This is a genomic window from Fulvivirga aurantia, assembly GCF_009711475.1.
GTDB lineage: Bacteria > Bacteroidota > Bacteroidia > Cytophagales > Cyclobacteriaceae > Fulvivirga > Fulvivirga aurantia.
This window is the reverse complement of record NZ_SMMD01000920.1, coordinates 1-17,922: the sequence shown is the minus strand read 5'-3', so window position 1 is coordinate 17,922 and position 17,922 is coordinate 1. Positions and strand designations below refer to the sequence as shown.

Annotated in this window: 19 protein-coding genes; 7 read left to right on the top strand and 12 right to left on the bottom strand. The window is 39.5% G+C overall.

Annotated features, from left to right (window positions below):
• Positions 1-115: 115 nt before the first annotated feature.
• The 12 genes from E1176_RS17130 to E1176_RS21385 all read right to left on the bottom strand — a co-directional run bounded on the left by E1176_RS17130 (position 116) and on the right by E1176_RS21385 (position 11,348).
• A complete protein-coding gene (locus tag E1176_RS17130; RefSeq protein ID WP_155212269.1) occupies positions 116-865 on the bottom strand; it encodes a DUF1835 domain-containing protein in 750 nt (249 codons plus the stop codon).
• Positions 862-1,401 (bottom strand): mechanosensitive ion channel domain-containing protein, encoded by a 540-nt coding sequence (locus E1176_RS17125; protein WP_155212268.1) that lies wholly within the window; start codon positions 1,399-1,401, stop codon positions 862-864. Before E1176_RS17125 ends, E1176_RS17130 begins: the two co-directional genes overlap by 4 nt.
• A gap of 96 nt (positions 1,402-1,497) precedes the next feature.
• Positions 1,498-3,261, bottom strand: coding sequence for a sodium:solute symporter family protein (locus E1176_RS17120; RefSeq protein ID WP_155212267.1), 1,764 nt, complete (start codon positions 3,259-3,261; stop codon positions 1,498-1,500).
• Between the two features lie 259 nt (positions 3,262-3,520).
• Positions 3,521-4,612 (bottom strand): fatty acid desaturase family protein, encoded by a 1,092-nt coding sequence (locus tag E1176_RS17115; protein ID WP_155212266.1) that lies wholly within the window; start codon positions 4,610-4,612, stop codon positions 3,521-3,523.
• A 160-nt stretch (positions 4,613-4,772) separates the two neighbouring features.
• Positions 4,773-5,990 (bottom strand): exo-alpha-sialidase, encoded by a 1,218-nt coding sequence (locus tag E1176_RS17110; RefSeq protein WP_155212265.1) that lies wholly within the window; start codon positions 5,988-5,990, stop codon positions 4,773-4,775.
• Complete coding sequence (locus E1176_RS17105; protein ID WP_155212264.1) at positions 5,987-6,472, bottom strand: TlpA family protein disulfide reductase; 486 nt, start codon at positions 6,470-6,472, stop codon at positions 5,987-5,989. Before E1176_RS17105 ends, E1176_RS17110 begins: the two co-directional genes overlap by 4 nt.
• Positions 6,473-6,479: 7 nt before the next feature.
• Positions 6,480-6,707, bottom strand: a complete 228-nt coding sequence (locus E1176_RS17100) for a hypothetical protein (protein ID WP_155212263.1) — start codon at positions 6,705-6,707, stop codon at positions 6,480-6,482.
• Between the two features lie 25 nt (positions 6,708-6,732).
• Positions 6,733-7,314: a DUF3347 domain-containing protein gene (locus E1176_RS17095; RefSeq protein WP_185152865.1), complete on the bottom strand. Its 582-nt coding sequence runs from the start codon at positions 7,312-7,314 to the stop codon at positions 6,733-6,735.
• A 99-nt stretch (positions 7,315-7,413) separates the two neighbouring features.
• A complete protein-coding gene (locus E1176_RS17090; protein ID WP_155212261.1) occupies positions 7,414-7,623 on the bottom strand; it encodes a hypothetical protein in 210 nt (69 codons plus the stop codon).
• A 134-nt stretch (positions 7,624-7,757) separates the two neighbouring features.
• Positions 7,758-10,241, bottom strand: coding sequence for a heavy metal translocating P-type ATPase (locus E1176_RS17085; protein WP_155212260.1), 2,484 nt, complete (start codon positions 10,239-10,241; stop codon positions 7,758-7,760).
• Positions 10,242-10,373: 132 nt separating this feature from the next.
• On the bottom strand, positions 10,374-10,691 hold the full coding sequence (locus tag E1176_RS17080) for a four-helix bundle copper-binding protein (RefSeq protein ID WP_155212259.1): 318 nt from the start codon (positions 10,689-10,691) through the stop codon (positions 10,374-10,376).
• 144 nt (positions 10,692-10,835) lie between these two features.
• Complete coding sequence (locus E1176_RS21385) at positions 10,836-11,348, bottom strand: helix-turn-helix domain-containing protein (protein WP_222933171.1); 513 nt, start codon at positions 11,346-11,348, stop codon at positions 10,836-10,838.
• Positions 11,349-11,449: 101 nt separating this feature from the next.
• On the opposite strand from E1176_RS21385, the gene E1176_RS17070 reads away from it, so the two are divergent.
• From E1176_RS17070 to E1176_RS17040, 7 genes are all read left to right on the top strand, one after another.
• Entirely contained in the window at positions 11,450-11,830 is a 381-nt protein-coding gene (locus E1176_RS17070) for a hypothetical protein (protein ID WP_155212257.1), read from the top strand.
• A gap of 114 nt (positions 11,831-11,944) precedes the next feature.
• On the top strand, positions 11,945-12,799 hold the full coding sequence (locus E1176_RS17065; RefSeq protein ID WP_155212256.1) for an MbnP family protein: 855 nt from the start codon (positions 11,945-11,947) through the stop codon (positions 12,797-12,799).
• Between the two features lie 10 nt (positions 12,800-12,809).
• On the top strand, positions 12,810-13,844 hold the full coding sequence (locus tag E1176_RS17060; protein ID WP_155212270.1) for a cytochrome-c peroxidase: 1,035 nt from the start codon (positions 12,810-12,812) through the stop codon (positions 13,842-13,844).
• On the top strand, positions 13,841-14,764 hold the full coding sequence (locus E1176_RS17055) for a hypothetical protein (RefSeq protein ID WP_155212255.1): 924 nt from the start codon (positions 13,841-13,843) through the stop codon (positions 14,762-14,764). The genes E1176_RS17060 and E1176_RS17055 overlap by 4 nt, the downstream gene beginning before the upstream one ends.
• A gap of 122 nt (positions 14,765-14,886) precedes the next feature.
• Positions 14,887-15,279: an HYC_CC_PP family protein gene (locus E1176_RS17050; RefSeq protein ID WP_155212254.1), complete on the top strand. Its 393-nt coding sequence runs from the start codon at positions 14,887-14,889 to the stop codon at positions 15,277-15,279.
• Between the two features lie 94 nt (positions 15,280-15,373).
• The gene (locus E1176_RS17045) at positions 15,374-15,742 is read left to right on the top strand and encodes a heavy-metal-associated domain-containing protein (RefSeq protein WP_155212253.1); all 369 of its coding nucleotides are present in this window, start codon (positions 15,374-15,376) and stop codon (positions 15,740-15,742) included.
• A gap of 11 nt (positions 15,743-15,753) precedes the next feature.
• A partial coding sequence (locus tag E1176_RS17040) for a TonB-dependent receptor (protein WP_185152864.1) occupies positions 15,754-17,922 on the top strand: 2,169 nt, incomplete at its 3' end.

The following is a 17,922-nucleotide window of genomic DNA, read 5'->3' as shown; positions in this document are numbered from 1 at the left end:
TACGGGTTAAAATCTATTAAATAATGTAATATCGCGTGTGTTTTACGCTAGATGTAAAAATTGCTGAAACAGTTGCAGGACGGTTCTATTAAACTTGAAAATAAGTAAAAGCTTCTTATCTCGTTTGGTCCTTAAGTTCCTTTAGTAACCGCTTAACTTGCAAGTCGCCAAAGCCGTAGATAGGCTCTCTTTTACAAAACTCTCTGAAGATTATTCCAAAATCTTCCGTTTTGAGGTCATGCATAATGTTTATCAAAGTTTGTTGAGGTCTACCCATCTCACCTTTTTTTGGAGACCTCGCCAGGTGGGCTTCTACTGCTCTTGTTAAGAAGGGGAATTGGCTTTCTAAGTTAGTAGCCATCTTATGCAGTCGATCATCGTCATCTTCTTGATACGCCAGCCAAAGATTAGCCAATAACTCAGGTTTCTCAATTAGTTTTCGGTCTATGTAGGCTTGTAAAAGCTCAGCTTTACTCAATCCACCAAAACCATATTGTGTATGATGAGGAGGCCTGACGAGAAAGACCTTGCAGTCGGCACAGTAAGTACGAACTAGATGTGCTACAAACCAAAGATTAACCTGACAGAATAAGTCATCTTCAAACCACATGTTGATTTCGGCAGGAGAAGATATATTTTTTATTTTCTGAAACTCTGAAACCGTACTTTCAAAATACGCTTTGGAGGTGTAATCACCGTATGAAGAGGAAATAAAGGCTGCACGCGACTTGAACAGATCTTCAAGACTATCACTCCTCACATTACCATCAACCAGACATTCTCGAGCAATTATTATTTCGCCTTCGATTTCTGAAGGAAACTGTTCGCTTAATGCATCTCCATTGAGAATGTGGTAAGTCTTCATTCGCTTTCGATAGCGTTGCTCACTGATGCTTTGTTGACCTTTCTTATACTTTTCGTAATAAAAATATTGTTGGGCAGTGTCAGTTCTTCACCTTCAGGTGTGTGAAGCGTAACGAAAAATAACCCGATGTTTATCACCTTTCCTTCAATGAGATATTCTTTTCCTTCAAGAATGACAATGGAGTCGTTTAGTCTTACCGGGTGATTGAAAAATAGAATAATACTGGAAGTGATGTTAGAAAGCAGAGACCATTGAGCGAAAAACGCCACCCCAACAATAGTAAGTGCAGAACCAATGAATACAGCCAGGTCAGTTTGTTTTACACCCCAAATAAGTAAGACAATTATTATACAGATTGTGAGAAAAGTAAACTGCAGGAGTCGCTTAATTACTACACCCCTTGATTCTTGTATAAAACGCTCGTTGAGTGTTTTGTCAATGATCTTGAAGCATATTTTTTTAGCAATATAATAGAGTACTATTACAACAATAGTCTCTATGATCTTAATGTGATACAATTCTAAAACCTGCTCCATCAGTTTATTCTTTCTATAAAATCAAAGGTCACAAAATTAGTATGTGTTCGTTTGAGTTCCTAGAGCAGCATAGGTAGATAAGAAAAATTCATACTGTCAATTCTCAAAAATCTTAACCTTTTTGGAGGTAATTCTAAGAATGAGGAAGGAGGCGATCATTATAATACCGTAAATGATGCTATTGCCCCATTCTATAAATATTACACTACCTGTAAAAAATAGAGCAGAATAAGCCATAGCGATTGCGCTGAGCCAGCATACCCCTAGCAATAACAGTCTGCTACCATGCCAACCAGTTCTAAATGGTCTCCAATTACCATCAGGCTTAATTTTATCATAGAAAGCCTGAAGTACTCGCTGGTCGGTAGGTTTAGCAATAAAAGTGGTTATTATCCATGCTAGTGTAGTAAATCCGACAGTAAAAAAGAAGCCTCTAGGATCTTCACCAATACCTTTACCCCAGGCAGGGTCAAACTGTACGAATAGAAATTTAGATAGTCCGTAACCTATAAATGGGGCCACCGTGGCTACTATTTCACTCCAGGCATTTATGCGCCACCAATACCATCTCAAGATCATTACCAGGCCTAAACCTGCCCCACACTCTACGATAAACCCCCACACACCAGAAATTGTGGTGATCATGGTAGTGACAGCCAAAGCAATCAACATAATGAGCAGTGTACCAACTCTTGAAGCATTCACGAGTGCTTGGTTACTGGCGGTAGGTTTTATAAATCTTTTATAAAAGTCATTGATCAAGTAGCTCGTGCCCCAGTTTAACTGAGTAGAAATTGTGCTCATATATGCGGCAAAAAATGCGACCAGAAGAAGTCCCTTAAGTCCTGTGGGCAGGAAGTCTTTCATAGCCATGACATAGCCAAGCTTACTATCTTCAGCAGATAAATTTGGGTATAGAATCACCGCACACAGTGCTACAATGATCCATGGCCACGGTCTGATGCAATAATGTGCAATCTGGAAAAATAGGGTAGAGTAGATGGCATCTTTTTCTGACTTGGTACTCATCATACGCTGAGCGATATAGCCACCACCCCCAGGCTCGTTGCCGGGGTACCAGCTTGCCCACCACTGAAAACCTATGAAAGCTAGGAAACTACCAAGTCCCAGGGCCAGCATAGTGCCACTGCCTTCGTTACCAATCATTGGAAAGAAGTTCAGCGTTCCTGAAGGTAAATTTTCTTTCAAACTGCTTACCCCACCAATTTGGTCACTGTTAATCACAATTACTGCTAGTATAATACTACCTATCATGGCAATAACGAATTGAATGACATCTGTAAAAGCCACACCCAGTAAACCAGACATCGCTGAGTAAACAACTACCAGCAACATGGCCCCTGCGATATACCATATAAGTTCTGCCTCCGGGATATCAAAAAATACTTTAAGTAGCGACATGAGAGCCACATTTACCCAGCCAATGATTAATACGTTCATAAAAACTCCAAAATAGATGGCTCTAAAGCCTCTCAGAAATTTAGCAGCCGTACCGCTATATCTCATTTCTATGAACTCAATATCTGTAAGCACTTCAGCCCTACGCCAATATCTGGCAAAAAAGAATGTGGTGAGCATACCACCGGCAAGCATATTCCACCAGAGCCAGTTGCCCGCGATACCATTTTGAGCTACCAACTCTGTAACAGCTAATGGAGTATCTGCTGCAAACGTGGTGGCTACCATAGAAATACCCGCGATATACCAGGGTAGATTACGGCCTCCCAGAAAGAACTGTGAGATGTCTTTTCTGGCTTGTTTTCTGAATTTGAGACCAATCGCCAGGGAAAGAATAAAAAAAGAAGCGATGATCAGGTAGTCGAGTAGGGCTAATTCCATAGGTTAAAAAATTTGAGGCGTAAATTAATATTTATTTTACGAGGGGCAATATGAAACTTGAGTTCTTATGGTTATAGGTCGACACATCACCAATTGCAGACGGTGATTATTTTCAAGTTAATTGAAGGGAGGTAGTGATGGTTTTTGGGTTGAGTTAAGTTTATTAAAGAAAAAATGCCATCTCTTTCGAGATGGCATCGTTGAATATTTTAATTTCGATTATACCTGCGAAAGCAAGTATTTCAATTCTAAGAAGTTATTAAGCAGTAGCTCTACCTAATTGCTTCAACATTTTGGCGTGCTCCCACACCGCTTTAAAAAAATTAGGATGTGAATTATACGGCAATCCATATTCTTCTGCCGTTTCCTTCACGATTTTTGAGATTTTCTTGTAGTGTATGTGACACACATTTGGGAACAAATGGTGCTCAATTTGATAGTTTAAACCACCCACATACCAGGATAGAAGGCGACTCTTAGGGCTGTAATTAGCGGTTGTAAACAACTGATGTACCGCCCAGTCATTTTCCAAATTACCTGTTTCGTCAGGCTCTGGGTATTGTGTAGTAGGCATTACGTGTGCTGTTTGAAAAACACAGGCAAGAATCAACCCTGCTGTGTAGTGCATACTCACAAAGAATATTACAATCTGCCACCAGGCAAAAGGTAAAAGCATAATAGGGAGTACTAATAACACAACATAGTAGACCACTTTTGCCAGGATCATGCGCGCAAGTGTAATGTTAAAATTCTTCAGGTTTTTAGTAAGGCCCATTTTTTTATAACGATACAGTTGTCTGAAGTCTTTGGTAGTGATCCAAAGAAAAGTCATAAGACCATATAAAAACCAGGCATAGATATGCTGTATCTTATGCATCTTATAATGTTTTTGTTGGGGAGAAAGCCTCAAAATGATACCTGAATCGATATCCTCGTCCATACCGTGCACATTGGTGTAGGTGTGGTGAAGCACATTGTGTTGTATTTTCCAGTTTATGGCGCTACCTCCAAGAATATTGATAAGGTAACCCATATATTTATTCACTTTTGGGTTTTGCGAGTACGCACCATGGTTGGCATCATGCATGACAGAAAACCCGATACCGGCTTTACCAACACCCATAGCTATCCATAAACCAAGCACCAACCAAACATTTGAGATAACACCCGTCATCATCAACGCGTAGGGTACAGTATAAATACTGAGCATGGCAATTGTCTTCCAAACCATGCTGGCATTACCGTATTTGGTTGTATTAGAAGTTTCGAAATGATCTTTTACTCTAGCCCGAAGGGTTTTGATAAAATTGAGGTCCTTATTATGAGGAAATCTTATGCTTATGTTTTTCATTAATTCAAATTAATATGCACGATGGATTTATGCAACACCGCAAAGGTACTACTTTATCACAAGACCGAACGAGTGTTAGGTAGTAAATGTGCTTATTGAAAAGTAACCTATTGACAATTATCTATTTAGATAAGTTCATATCAAGAGACAAAACCACGGATTAATTTTTAAAATTTAGAGAGGCCCATTGAATGGTCTTTTTCTCTGAGTCAGTCCAGGTGAAAATAGCTTTATTTTTAGCTACAGTCATTTGAGGAAAACCGCTTCCTCGATTTTCAGAGGAGGTGGCAATGGTATATCTGGCTATAATTTCTCCGTCTGGGTTAATCCTAGCGGCCATAATTTCAGAGCCTTCCATCCAGCTTACAAGCGCTGATTGGTCATCAAGTAATTCCACATCGACCCGACCAATGGCAGTTTGCTGGTTGATAATTATTTCGGGGCCAAAAGTCTCTCCGCTATCTGTAGAAAATTTCATTTTTACTTTTCCTTCACCATCCTGTACAGTGAACCAGGCAACTGCTAACGCATTTTCTTTTGCACTCATTCGTGGGCCGTTTACTGGGCACCCTGCAATTTTCCATGCGTCATCATGAATTGTTTGGGGAGAACTCCATTTAGCATCAATCAATCTTGTAATGGAAATATCTCTAATCTCCTTAGAAGAGCGATCTCGATACGCCACCACCGGGCCATTATTAGTAATCACTGCTGTGGTTTGACAACAATCACATACCCTGTTATCGAGCTCCCACTCTTTGAGTTTCTCACCTGATGGAGTGATCACGGCAGCTCTAAGTGTCATAGCTCCAGATGAACCATGATGGGCGTGGTCTGTCTTTTTTTGAGAAACAGTGTTTCTACCATCAAGCCAGCTAACGAAGAAGTTATCATTATAAGGTGCTATACTGACAAAACCATGCTCGGCCTGCTTACCATCATCGTGTAAAATACGGGGTTCAACCCAAGTAGCTCCACTGTCAGTAGATTGTTTGAGCATGACATCATAACTATACGTGCCTTTGCTACTCTTTTGTAGGTAATGTGCGATGAAGTTTTTGCCAGTTTTTGTGGCTAGAATTGGGTAATCAGCCCAATTGATAAACCAATCTGTGCCCTTGGCTATTGTCTTTGGTTCAGTCCAATTATCTTGTGATAAGACAGAAAACTGAAGCTCATTAATTGAGTCATTTTGTTCTGTCCAGGAAAGGTATACATTGTCGTTAAAGTCTTTGAATAAGTAAGGGGCGACACCTTTGGTTATTTCTCCATGTTGGTTTACAGATGACTGGTCTGATTCATTCTTTTGATCGTTTGTGGCATGATCGCACGCTGACAGGCCAACAAGGACTGCCAAACTCAACAAGAGTTTTCTCATTTTATAATTTCTTTGATTTCCTCAATGCTTTCTTCACTATCCCATTCTCTCATACCTGTTTGGGTCCAGATAATTTCACCATTCTTGATAATCATGGTTGTCGGTAGTGCATTGATATTAAGTGATTCTAAGCCTGACGCTAAATGAACATAGTTGAGTTGCCATGGCTTCTGCTCTGCAAATTTGCTTATTTTGCTTTTAGGCTCACTGGATGCATAATAGAACGTGATCTTATCCTGATCTAATTTTGACTGCATATTTTCTAATGAGGGCATCTCTTTGATACAAGGTGCACACCACGTTGCCCAAAAGTTTATGAAAATGGTTTCTGAACGATTTATAGTAATATCGTTACCCTCCATGTCTTCCAGACGCAAATCAGCATGTACGTTATCATGATCAACGCTTTCTGTTTGCTCTCGTGTGGCGGTACCACAGCTAAAAAGAAAAAGAAATGCCAGGACAGAGAGATAGTTAGTCATAGTTGACTCAATATTGATCGCTACTCAGGGCACGTGAGCCTTTAATAAGTTTGTAGATACCAACGGCAAATGACAACCCACCTGTGAGATAAAATATACTATTAGCATTGCCTGTGTAGAATGGTAATAAACCAACCAGTAAGGCTACAAAAAGCCACATTATACCGTACCCCAACGTGCTGAGATTTTTATTTTTCTCAGCTTTGATTTCGTAGTGAGTTTTGGTTTGTGGCATGGATGTATACTTTTAACAATTCAATTTATTTCGAGCTCAAAGTCTCTTGTACCTTTCCACATCTCAACATTCTATCGCCAAAATATGGGTTTTTGATCTCCTCTTCACTACTTAACCAAAAAGCACCTTCATTGTCAAAGGCCATAGGGCAGTATTGCTTATAAACAGTTTTTCCTGTGTCTTTAGCTTTTACCATTTTATAAATGTGCTGCGATAAATCCTCAAAGTGAGTTCTTATTTTTTCCATCTCATCAGTTTGCGCAATCTGGTTAGCGTCTTTCATGAGACCACTCAAAAGCTGAGATTCACTGCTTCCTTCAACTACTTTGGTAATTTCTTTAGCAGCATTTTGTGCAAGTTCAGAGCTACTTTGAACCAGCGCATCTTTTAATGACAAGTAGGCGTCAAGTAAGTTTGATGCTTCGTCTTCATTAATACTTGCATACTGACTTGTCGCGTCTGAATCATCTGTCGTATGTGAATTATCATTATCCTCACGGGCGTGCTCCGTGTCATGGTGAGTTGCCTCGGCACTGTCATTATGTTTTTTACTGTCGCAAGCAGCAATTGAAAAAGCGAGAACTAGTATGATGTAGAAGTATTTCATATTAAGCTTCATGGGTTCGAATTATGTATTGTTGGTTTAAAGTTATGAGTATTGACTGATAGTACCCACATAATCCTACGTATACTGATTCCTTTAAACCTATTTTTTCTTTTTCATAAGTAAAATTACCCCACCGACTGCAGTTAGTATGAGACCAGTAATCGGGTGCCAGTAAAATGGGTTTTGTTCTTCGTGAGTTATTTCGATGGGTCCAAATTCCACCAGCGTATCTTTAGTTATTAAATCATATCCGGTAAACAATATCATGATGACACCCGCGACTAGTAATACGGCTCCTAAAGTTTTCATGGTTTTATGAATTATTGGTGATTACAAAATCTCTTTCAATAATAGAACCACTCACTCAAAACGTTTAAAAAGCTAATTTTCGACCATACAAAATCAATAATTTGTGGGGATTCTTACACAGTGTATGGTTTTAACTATCTGAGTCTAAGAGCATTTCCAATAACACTTACAGAGCTTAAACTCATTGCCAAAGCAGCCAGCATAGGACTCAATAGTAAGCCGAAAAGCGGGAATAACACACCTGCCGCTATTGGCACTCCTAACATGTTGTAAAAGAAGGCGAAGAATAGATTCTGCTTAATATTTTTCATTACATCCTCGCTTAGCTTTCTCGCTCTTACTATGCCATCGAGATTGCCTTTTACTAAAGTGAGGCTGGCACTTTCTATAGCGACATCGGTTCCCGTGCCCATAGCTATACCCACATCAGCCTGTGCGAGGGCAGGAGCATCATTTATTCCATCACCGGCCATTGCTACTTTTTTACCCTTATTTTGTAATGCTTTTACCTTGTCAAATTTTTCCTCCGGTAGCAAATCAGCTTCAAATCCATCTAAATGTAATTGATCGGCTACGGCTTTAGCAGTATTGGCATTGTCACCTGTAAGCATATGAACCTCCATACCCAATGCTTGCAACTCTTTAATTGCCTGAGCCGAGGTTTCTTTAATGGGATCAGAAACACTTGTATAACCCGCCAATTTTGAGTCTATAATAACAAACATGACAGTTTCCCCCTTGGACTGTCTCTGTTTAGCTGCATCCAATTGTTCCTTGCTTACATCAGCAGTATATTCATGCATCAACTTCTCGTTACCAATGGCGATTTCTTTTCCATCTACTCGCCCCTTTATACCCATACCTGTGATTGAGTTAAAATCAGTCACTTCTTTGGGTTCAAGACCTTTTTCTTGTGCTCCGGCTACAATGGCTTGTGCCAACGGGTGCTCGCTGCTTTTTTCTAATGATGCAGCGTATCTGAGAATATCATTTTCTGCAAAAGCATCTGCATACGATTCAACATTATTAAACTTAGGTTTGCCCTCTGTAATGGTGCCTGTTTTGTCAATCACCAGGGTGTCAATTTTTTCCATTTCCTCAATGGCCCGGGCATCTTTTACCAAAACACCTTGTTTGGCGCCCCGGCCTGTACCCACCATGATTGACATAGGCGTGGCTAGACCCAATGCACAAGGGCATGCCACAATAAGTACAGCTACAGCATTGGTAAATGCATAAGCTAAGGCAGGCTCTGGCCCCCAAATTGACCAGGCAGCGAATGAAATAATTGAAATGCTTACCACCGTAGGAACAAAATACCTGGAAATCTTATCAGCCAAGTTTTGGATAGGAGCTTTTGACCTGCTGGCCTGATTTACCATCTCAATAATTTGAGAAAGCAAGGTTTCTGAGCCTACTTTTTCGGCCTTCATTTCGAAAGAACCGGTGCCGTTAATGGTGCCACCAATTACTTTGTCATCCTCACCTTTTTCTATCGGTACAGGTTCTCCTGTAATCATCGATTCATCGATGGTGGCTTTACCTTTTGAAATGATGCCATCAACAGGTATTTTCTCTCCGGGTTTTATTTTCAAAATATCTCCCGAGAAAACCTGGTCTAGAGCAACTTTCTTTTCTTCACCATCTCTTATTACGGTAGCCTGTGCTGGCACCAAATTGAGCAACTCTTTGATAGCGCTATTGGTACGGCTTCTTGCCTTAAGCTCAAGAACTTGGCCTAATAGGATGAGTGTGAGAATTACTGCAGCCGCTTCGAAATAGAGGTGAACTGAGCCATTCGTTTTAAATTGAGGAGGAAACAGGTCAGGGGAAACGAGTCCGACAATACTAAATAAATAAGCAGCCCCTGCACCAATAGATATGAGGGTCCACATATTGGGAGATTTATTTATTACTGACTTATAGCCTCGTTTAAAAAATTCTCCACTGGTATAGAAAACTACAGGAGTGGCAAGTGCAAATTCCAACCAGCCAAGTACAGTTCTACTTGCAATAGCCTCAATTTTAAGCCCTAACATAGGACCCATGGCAATTATAAATAGTGGCAATGTTAAAACTACAGCAATCCAAAACTTCTTAAGCATAGCTTTATAAGCCTTTTTGTCGCCATCATCTTCTTTTTGCACAGTCATGGGCTCAAGATCCATTCCGCAGATAGTGCAACTGCCGGGCTCATCTTCAATTACCTCCGGGTGCATGGGGCAGGTGTACTTAGTTTCTCGCTGAGAACTTGAGCTGTCCTTTTCTAAATCCATTCCACAAACAGGACAATCTCCGGGCTGATCATACTTTTTATCGCCCTCACATAACATAGGGCAATAATATTGATCACCTTTCTTGTGATCTTTTTTGCCGACTTTTGGCAATGGATGTTGGTGTTCTAACTCAGTGCCAGCTGGATAAATGTCATACCTGCTATTTTGAAGCGCTTTTTTAAAAGTAGAAATGTCTACATGCTCATCCATGTGGATGATGGCTTCATTTTTAGATAAATCCACCGATACACTGGCAACCTTAGGTACCTTACTCAATGTTTCTTCAACATGAGCCTGACAGCCGTTGCAAGTCATTCCGCTGATTGTGTAGGTATGCTTCATTTTAAAAAAAGAATTTAGTGATTACGTATTGCTAAATTCTCCCATTGTTGAAAGTCCGGTTATAACAATTTTGGTTATTATCTATATAGTTTTGGTTTAAGGTATTTAAATGAGGAGAGAGTATAATGTAATTTAAGCCATTTTACAGGCCTCTTCACATTCTCTACAAGCAGTAGCGCATTTTTTGCAATGCTCATTGTCGTGTTTTTCGCATTCTTCAGCACATTTCCTGCAGATTGCCTCGCATACATCTATCAATTTTTCTACTTGATCAGATCCTCTTGATAGAAGTTGAGATGTAAGTCGACATATATCTGCGCAATCTCTATCGAGACGTATGCAATTAATCATATGGCTCACATCCTCTTCATCAAGGCAGGCATCAGAACAATGCTGACAGGCACTGGCACATTCATTTAATTTTAAGATAAGCTCTTTGTGGTTTTTCATGGTAAATAATTGTTGGTTTAGGTTGCTAGTATTCAATTCTTATTCCATAAGTAAAAGGCCCTTGAGAGCAACTTGCCGCGCTTTTGATAGTAATGAGCCGTTCAGTTGTGGGGGTTCAAATGCACAATATTGTGGAGTATTTTCTTAGTTCAACTGATCAAGCGGAGTGCGATTCCATTCCCCTGTTTTCTTGTAGTCAGTCATGCTCATGCCAAGGTTATCTTTAAACTGTTTAGCCAAATGATTGCTATTAGCATAATCTAAAAGAGCAGCTATTTCTGAGAAAGTATACTTTCCTTCCTGTATCAACTCTTTCACTTTCTCAAGCTTCAAGCGCTGAAAGAACTTTTCTATAGTAAGGTGTTCCTTTTTGCTAAACAGTTTACTAATAGAAGAGTAGTCTTTATTCATCTCTTTGGCAATCTGCACAGACAGCTTTTCATTTATTTTTAATGGCAATTGATTTACCAGCGACCTGAGATAGATTTTAACATATTCAATCATTTTAGCCTCTTCATCCTCAATAATTTCAAAACCTTCATTGGCTAGAGCATGAGAAATCATATTTAGATCAACTTCACTTTCTTCGATAATCGCCACACCTAAGTCAATGCTGTTTATACGAAACCCGAGACTTTCGATTTCTTCTTTGACCACTTTTATACAGCGATCACAGACCATATTTTTAATTAATATTTGGGTCATGAATTATCTATAATTTCCTTGTATGTTATTGCAATGCAGGTCATTTTTGCATTGTGAAAGCGCTTAAAAATCTCGTCATTGCCTGCATCATCCTGCATATATTAGGCAGCGCGCTTACTGTTCCTCTAATTTACGTAGATTTTGAACTACGCAGAGACTATATCTCCAAAGTACTCTGTATTAAAAAAGATGAACCTATAACTGTTTGCGGGGGACAGTGTTTTCTGGCTAAACAGCTCAACAAAGCAGAAAAGCAACATCAGGATGCTCAGAACAGCCCTCGTGTTGAACAAATCAGTTTCTTTTCAGAAGCAATAAAGCAACACAGTCACATAAGAAATTATGAGGTAGTTGACCTTGTTTTTGGTCATTATCTTGGTCATAACCAACCCAGAGGTTTTATCCACGAAATTTTTCATCCCCCACAGATTTAATTGATTTTTTTTAACAAGAGCAAGATTTTATGTCTTGAAATACCCTGTGGAATTCACTCAGGCACATTCCAGTGCTTCTGAGATAAACTTTATTCAATCAATTAAACAATTAAGATGAAACTATATAACTTATTAACCGCACTGATTATAGTGCTGGCTTATACTTCTTGTGACTCAGACGATCAGTCTGAAACTGAGGCAGTAGGTACATTACAATTAAAATTTGATCACTTTGTAGGTACACAAAAAATGGAGCTCAGTGAACCGGGCTCAATAGAATTCCAATATGAAACTGCAGATGGCGAGGCTTTTAATATTTCTAAGTTTGGTTATTATGTAAGTGAGATTATATTGGAAGGACCAACTGGCGAGTATTATGAAGATGAGCAGCTGGTAAGCGCCTTAGAGGTAAAAGGTTTTTACCATGTGCTGCAAGATGAGCCAAGCTCTCGCTTTATCACGCTGTCTGATGTGCCTGCCGGTAGATATAATCGAGTTACTTTTAAAATTGGTGTAAGTGAAAGCGCTGTGCAGGAAGGTGCTGCTGGCGGGGTATTAGACCCTGCAGAAGGGGCCTGGTTTTGGAATTGGAATGCAGGCTATATTGGTTTTGCTATTGAGGGTACGGCTCAAAACTCCGGACAGGAACTGGTAGAGGGAGATGGTTGGACGATTCCTGAAAAGTCTTTTGCGCTTCATATAGGAGGTTGGAAAGATATAGAAGTCGCAGAAGGAGAGAATCAGAAATTTGTGAACAATGTTAAGACAATTGCGCTGCAATTTGACAGTGACTTACGAGTAGAAAGTGCCCTTGACCCTAACGTACACATTGTGGTAGACCTGCTCAAGATGCTGGATGGTGCAAACATTAATTTTGCAAATAGTTACTCTATTCATGCCCCGAAGGCCGGGCAGCCATTAGCTGAAGTCTTGCCAGAGGTTTTTATAGTAGATCATACACACCAATAGTATGAATGCCATGCATGCAACACGCCTACCGATATGGTGGGTGTGTTGTCTATTATTACTAATGGTTGCTTGTGAGGAGGCTGACGAGGAAGCAAAATCAAACAATTATAAATTTGTCAAACCAAGGCATTTTCCTGCTCCAACCTACAACTTCGACAAAAACCCGATTACTAAAGAGGGTTTTGAACTGGGTAAAAAGCTGTTTTTTGACCCTTTATTGTCGAAAGACAATAGTGTCAGTTGCAACAGTTGCCATATCCAGTCGACAGCTTTTGCCGATGCGCAGCAACACCCACTAAGCATTGGGGTAGACAATCGGGTAGGTTTGAGAAATGCACCACCACTCACTAACCTGGCTTTTATGCCGGAGTTCTTTTGGGATGGAGGAGTTACTCATTTAGATTTTGTGCCAATAAATGCGATAGAAAGTCCTTTTGAAATGGATGAAAAATTAGCCTCCGTAGTGGAGAAACTAAATGCCAATGATGAATATCGGCAGCTCTTCCAAATGGCTTTTAGTGTGGATGAAATTACATCGCCACTCATGTTGAAAGCACTTTCGCAATTTATGCTCTTAATGGTTTCGGCCAATACCCCTTATGACGATTATATTCTGGGAGATGTAGAAGCCTTGTCTAAGGAGGAGGTTGAAGGATTGTCTCTGTTTAGGCAAAAATGTGGTGATTGTCATTCAGGCGAGTTGTTCACAGATTTTACCTATAGAAATAATGGGCTTAATACAGATTTCAAAGACCAGGGTAGAGCATTAATCACGGAGAGTGAGAATGATGTAGGTAAATTTCGAGTGCCTGGACTGAGGAATATAGCCAGAACCGCCCCATATATGCACAATGCGATGTTCACCAGCTTGGAGCAGGTGCTGGATCATTATGATAATAGTATACAGCATTCACCAACGCTTGATCCTACACTTGAAAAGGGTATTTCACTCACAGAAAACGAAAAATCAAAAATTATCACTTTTCTGAACACTCTGACAGATCATGATTTCAGGTCAGATCGGAGATTTATGAATCAACAATGATGAGAAAATTTATAATATTAATAATATGCCTCGCCAGCTCATCGCAGGCTTTTGCTTGTGATGTTTGCGGAGGCAAACTGGGAGGGCTTAACCTTGGTCTGGCGCCAAGTTTTAATGGCCATTTTATAGGATTCAAATACAGCCAGGCTCATTTTAACGCCTTTGTTGATTATGGAAGCCAATATCTTGAAAACGAATCATCCGATGATGTATATTACCGAATGGATTTGATTGGTAGGGTGACCATATCAAAGAGATGGCAACTCAATGTTATTTTGCCTTATTTATATAATGAAATGGATGGGAGCCATCAAAATGTGACGCTATCTGGCGTGGGTGATCCTATGTTTTTAGTTTATCACCAGGTATTAAACAAACAGAGTAATACCGGTTATATTGGCCATAATCTACTTTTTGGAGGGGGGCTAAAACTACCGCTCGGTGATTTTGAAAACTTAGATCAAGGTGAGATTATTAATCGCAATTTTCAGCTAGGATCTGGGAGCTTTGATTATTTGCTGACCTCAAACTATTCGATCAGTTACAAAAAACTTGGTCTCAATATAGAGGGAGCTTATAAGTATAATACAGGCAATAAAGATGATTACAGATTTGGTAATCAGGTTAATGCCAGTGGTAATATTTACTATACAATTAATGCTTCCGGCTTTTCTTTACTCCCATTTTTTGGGGGATATTTTGAGGCAGCCGGTAAGCATCAAGATAATGCGATTGAGGTTGCCAATACCGGAGGACAAGCCTGGTTTGCCTCTCTCGGGACTGAAGTTTATGCTGGTAATTTTACGCTAAGTACACAGTATCAAATTCCAATTTCACAAGATTACAATGTAGACCAATTTTCTTCGATAGAGGCCGGCTCTCGATACGCATTGAGTATTTTGTGGAATATCGGAGGATAGCCGCTTCAATATATAGGCTAAGTCATTGTGTTGCACAGTGACTTAGCTTTATTTATTATCTTCGTGAAAAGAGAGAAGTGTAGATGAAACTTTGGGACAGTAACCTCCGTTGTATAACCGATTTGAAGAAGAGAATTTCCATATTATTCACCTGCCTTTACCTGGTGTTATCTATCGGTGTAGCAAAAAGTACGCATACTTGTATGGGTGAAGTATTGGATGTTGCTTTTTTCTCAACACAAACTGCAGGATGTATGGGTATGACTGAGGAGGTCTCAATGCCATGCTGTAACGATTATCTTGAGTTTTTTCAGATAGAAGAAGACCATCAAAGAACAGATATTAAATCACTTTCTGACCTAGACTGGGTATTGATCCCTCAGTTGCAAACCATTGAGTTTGACTTACTATTTGTAAAAAACGATATACCTGAAGATTACCCACCAATTGATCCACCGCCACTGAATAAGGCACCAATCTACCAGATCAATTGTAATTACACTTTCTACGGATAAATTTTAGTTCCTAAGCAGTTTAACTCACGGCCAAGAGAGCCTGTGAGCTATTATTCTATTTTAAATTTTTAGAACTAAAAAATACCGAAATCACATGAAAACTTTATTAATAACATTATTTACACTATTCATATTTTCAGCATCCTTTGGCCAGAAACAAGTGGTTGAAGATAGTATTCCTGTTTCTGGTAACTGCGAGATGTGCAAAGCTCGTATCGAATCTGCTTTAGAAATAAAGGGTATAAAACTAGCCGAATGGAATATGGATTCACAAAAGCTATTTATAGCCTATCGTGAAGACAAAATTTCTGAAAAGGAAATCCATGATGCGATCGTAGCAACCGGCCATGATACAGATAAGAAAAAAGCCGAAGATGAAGTGTATGCTAAATTACCTTACTGTTGCCTGCATCGTGATGTAGACCCACATAGCGATAAGAAAAAGCATAAGTCAGACCACTAATGCTTAATAACATGAAGCTTAAACAACTATTATTTTTGCTTCTTTTCTCTACTACATCACTTTATGCTCAAGATAAAGTGCTTGGTGTAGTAATCGAAGAGGACGTGAATGGTAAAGAAGTGCCACTTCCCGGAGCCAATGTTTATTGGCTAGGTACCACACAGGGTGTAGTTACAGCTGGTAATGGCGTTTTTTTATTACCTAAAACTACAGAAACCAATCAGCTGGTTGTAAGCTATGTTGGTTATAAATCTGATACGCTTACTGTAGATGGCGATAGTAACCTGAAAGTTATTTTAGAACCAGATAGTGAGTTAGAAGAAGTAACGATTGAAGGCTGGAAGCCAAGCTCAGGAGTTGATTATCTCAAAGGCATAAATACCATTGAAATGTCGGAAGATGAGCTTTTTAAAGCGGCTTGCTGTAATCTTTCTGAGAGCTTTGAGACTAATCCTTCTGTAGATGTGTCTTTTACGGATGCTGTAACAGGTACCAAGCAAATACAAATGCTGGGTTTAGCAGGCTCTAACACCATGATAAGTGTTGAAAATATGCCTGGTATCAGAGGACTGGCTTCCAATTATGGCTTAAGCTACATACCTGGTACTTGGATCAATTCCATACAGGTGACAAAGGGTGTCGGCTCCGTGGTAAACGGACATGAGAGTATAGCAGGCCATATTAACGTGGAATTGAAGAAACCTCAGGATAGCGAAAAGCTATTTTTAAATGGATATGTTAACCAGTCAGGTAGATCTGAGCTAAATGTGGTGACTACACAAATGGTTGGTAAAAAGTGGGCTACAACCACATTGCTACATGGATCTGTAAGGCCATTTGAAAACGACATGAACGATGACGGCTTTCTTGATTTTCCCAGGAGCAACCAAGTCAATTTTGTAAATCGCTGGATTTATAAAGGCGATAAAGGTTGGATAGGACAGTTTGGAGTGAAAGCCATGACTGATAACAAACTCGGAGGAGAGGTAGCGTTTAATGAAGATCAGCCGCGTACTACAAATAATCCGTATGGAGTGAATATCGAAACCAATAGATATGAAGGGTTTGGTAAGTTAGGTTATGTATTTGAAGGTACGCCTTATAAAAGTTTTGGTTTTCAGTTTTCTGCTATCAAACATGAGCAGGACAGCTATTTTGGGCTAAATGATTACAACGCTGACCAAAATACGATATATGGTAATTTTATTTTTCAGTCGATTTTGGGTAATACCAGTCATAAGTTCAAAACAGGTATATCCTACATTTATGATAGCTACGATGAGCAGTTAAATACATTAGATTTTGATCGAGAAGAGCATGTCCCAGGTGTTTTTTATGAATACACCTACGATAACCTTGATGATCTTACTATTATAGCTGGTGTTCGTTTAGATTATAATTCTTTGTTCGGAGAAATCATCACTCCAAGGCTGCATGTAAGATACAATCCGTGGGATGCCACCACTATAAGATTATCTGGAGGACGTGGTACAAGAACAGCAAATATTATTGCTGAGAATACAAGTGTATTGGCGTCTTCCAGAAGTGTAAGGTTTGAGAATCAGCAAATTAACGATGCATATGGTTACGTACAGGACAAAGCATGGAATTTTGGTGCTAACCTGACACAGGACTTTAGGCTCAATTATAAAGAAGGTGTTTTAAATCTTGACTTTTACCATACCCGATTTGATGATCAGGTGATCTTAGATTTAGACAGAAATGCTCAAGAGGCTGTTTTTACAAGTATGTTGGGTGACTCTTACGCCAATAGTATTCAAGCTCAGGTCGATTATGAGTTGGTAAGAAATCTGGATATTAGGATGGCTTACCGCTGGCTTGATGTGCAGGTAGATTACACCAGTGGTCAGTTGCAGAAACCACTAGTACCTAAAAATAGAGCGTTTTTTAATGCCGAGTATAAAACTAAAAGTAACTGGGCTTTTGATTACACTCTACAGTGGACTGGTGAGCAACGTATACCCAATACGACCGAAAACCCTGAGCAGTATCAGGCAGAAAGCTTTTCTCCTGATTTTATTACGATGAATGCTCAAATTACTAAGTCATTTAATAAAGGTTGGGATGTATATGTAGGTGTTGAAAATGCCGCTAACTACACCCAGGATGATCCTATTTTAGCATCAGCTGAACCATTTAGTCCATATTTTGATAGTAGC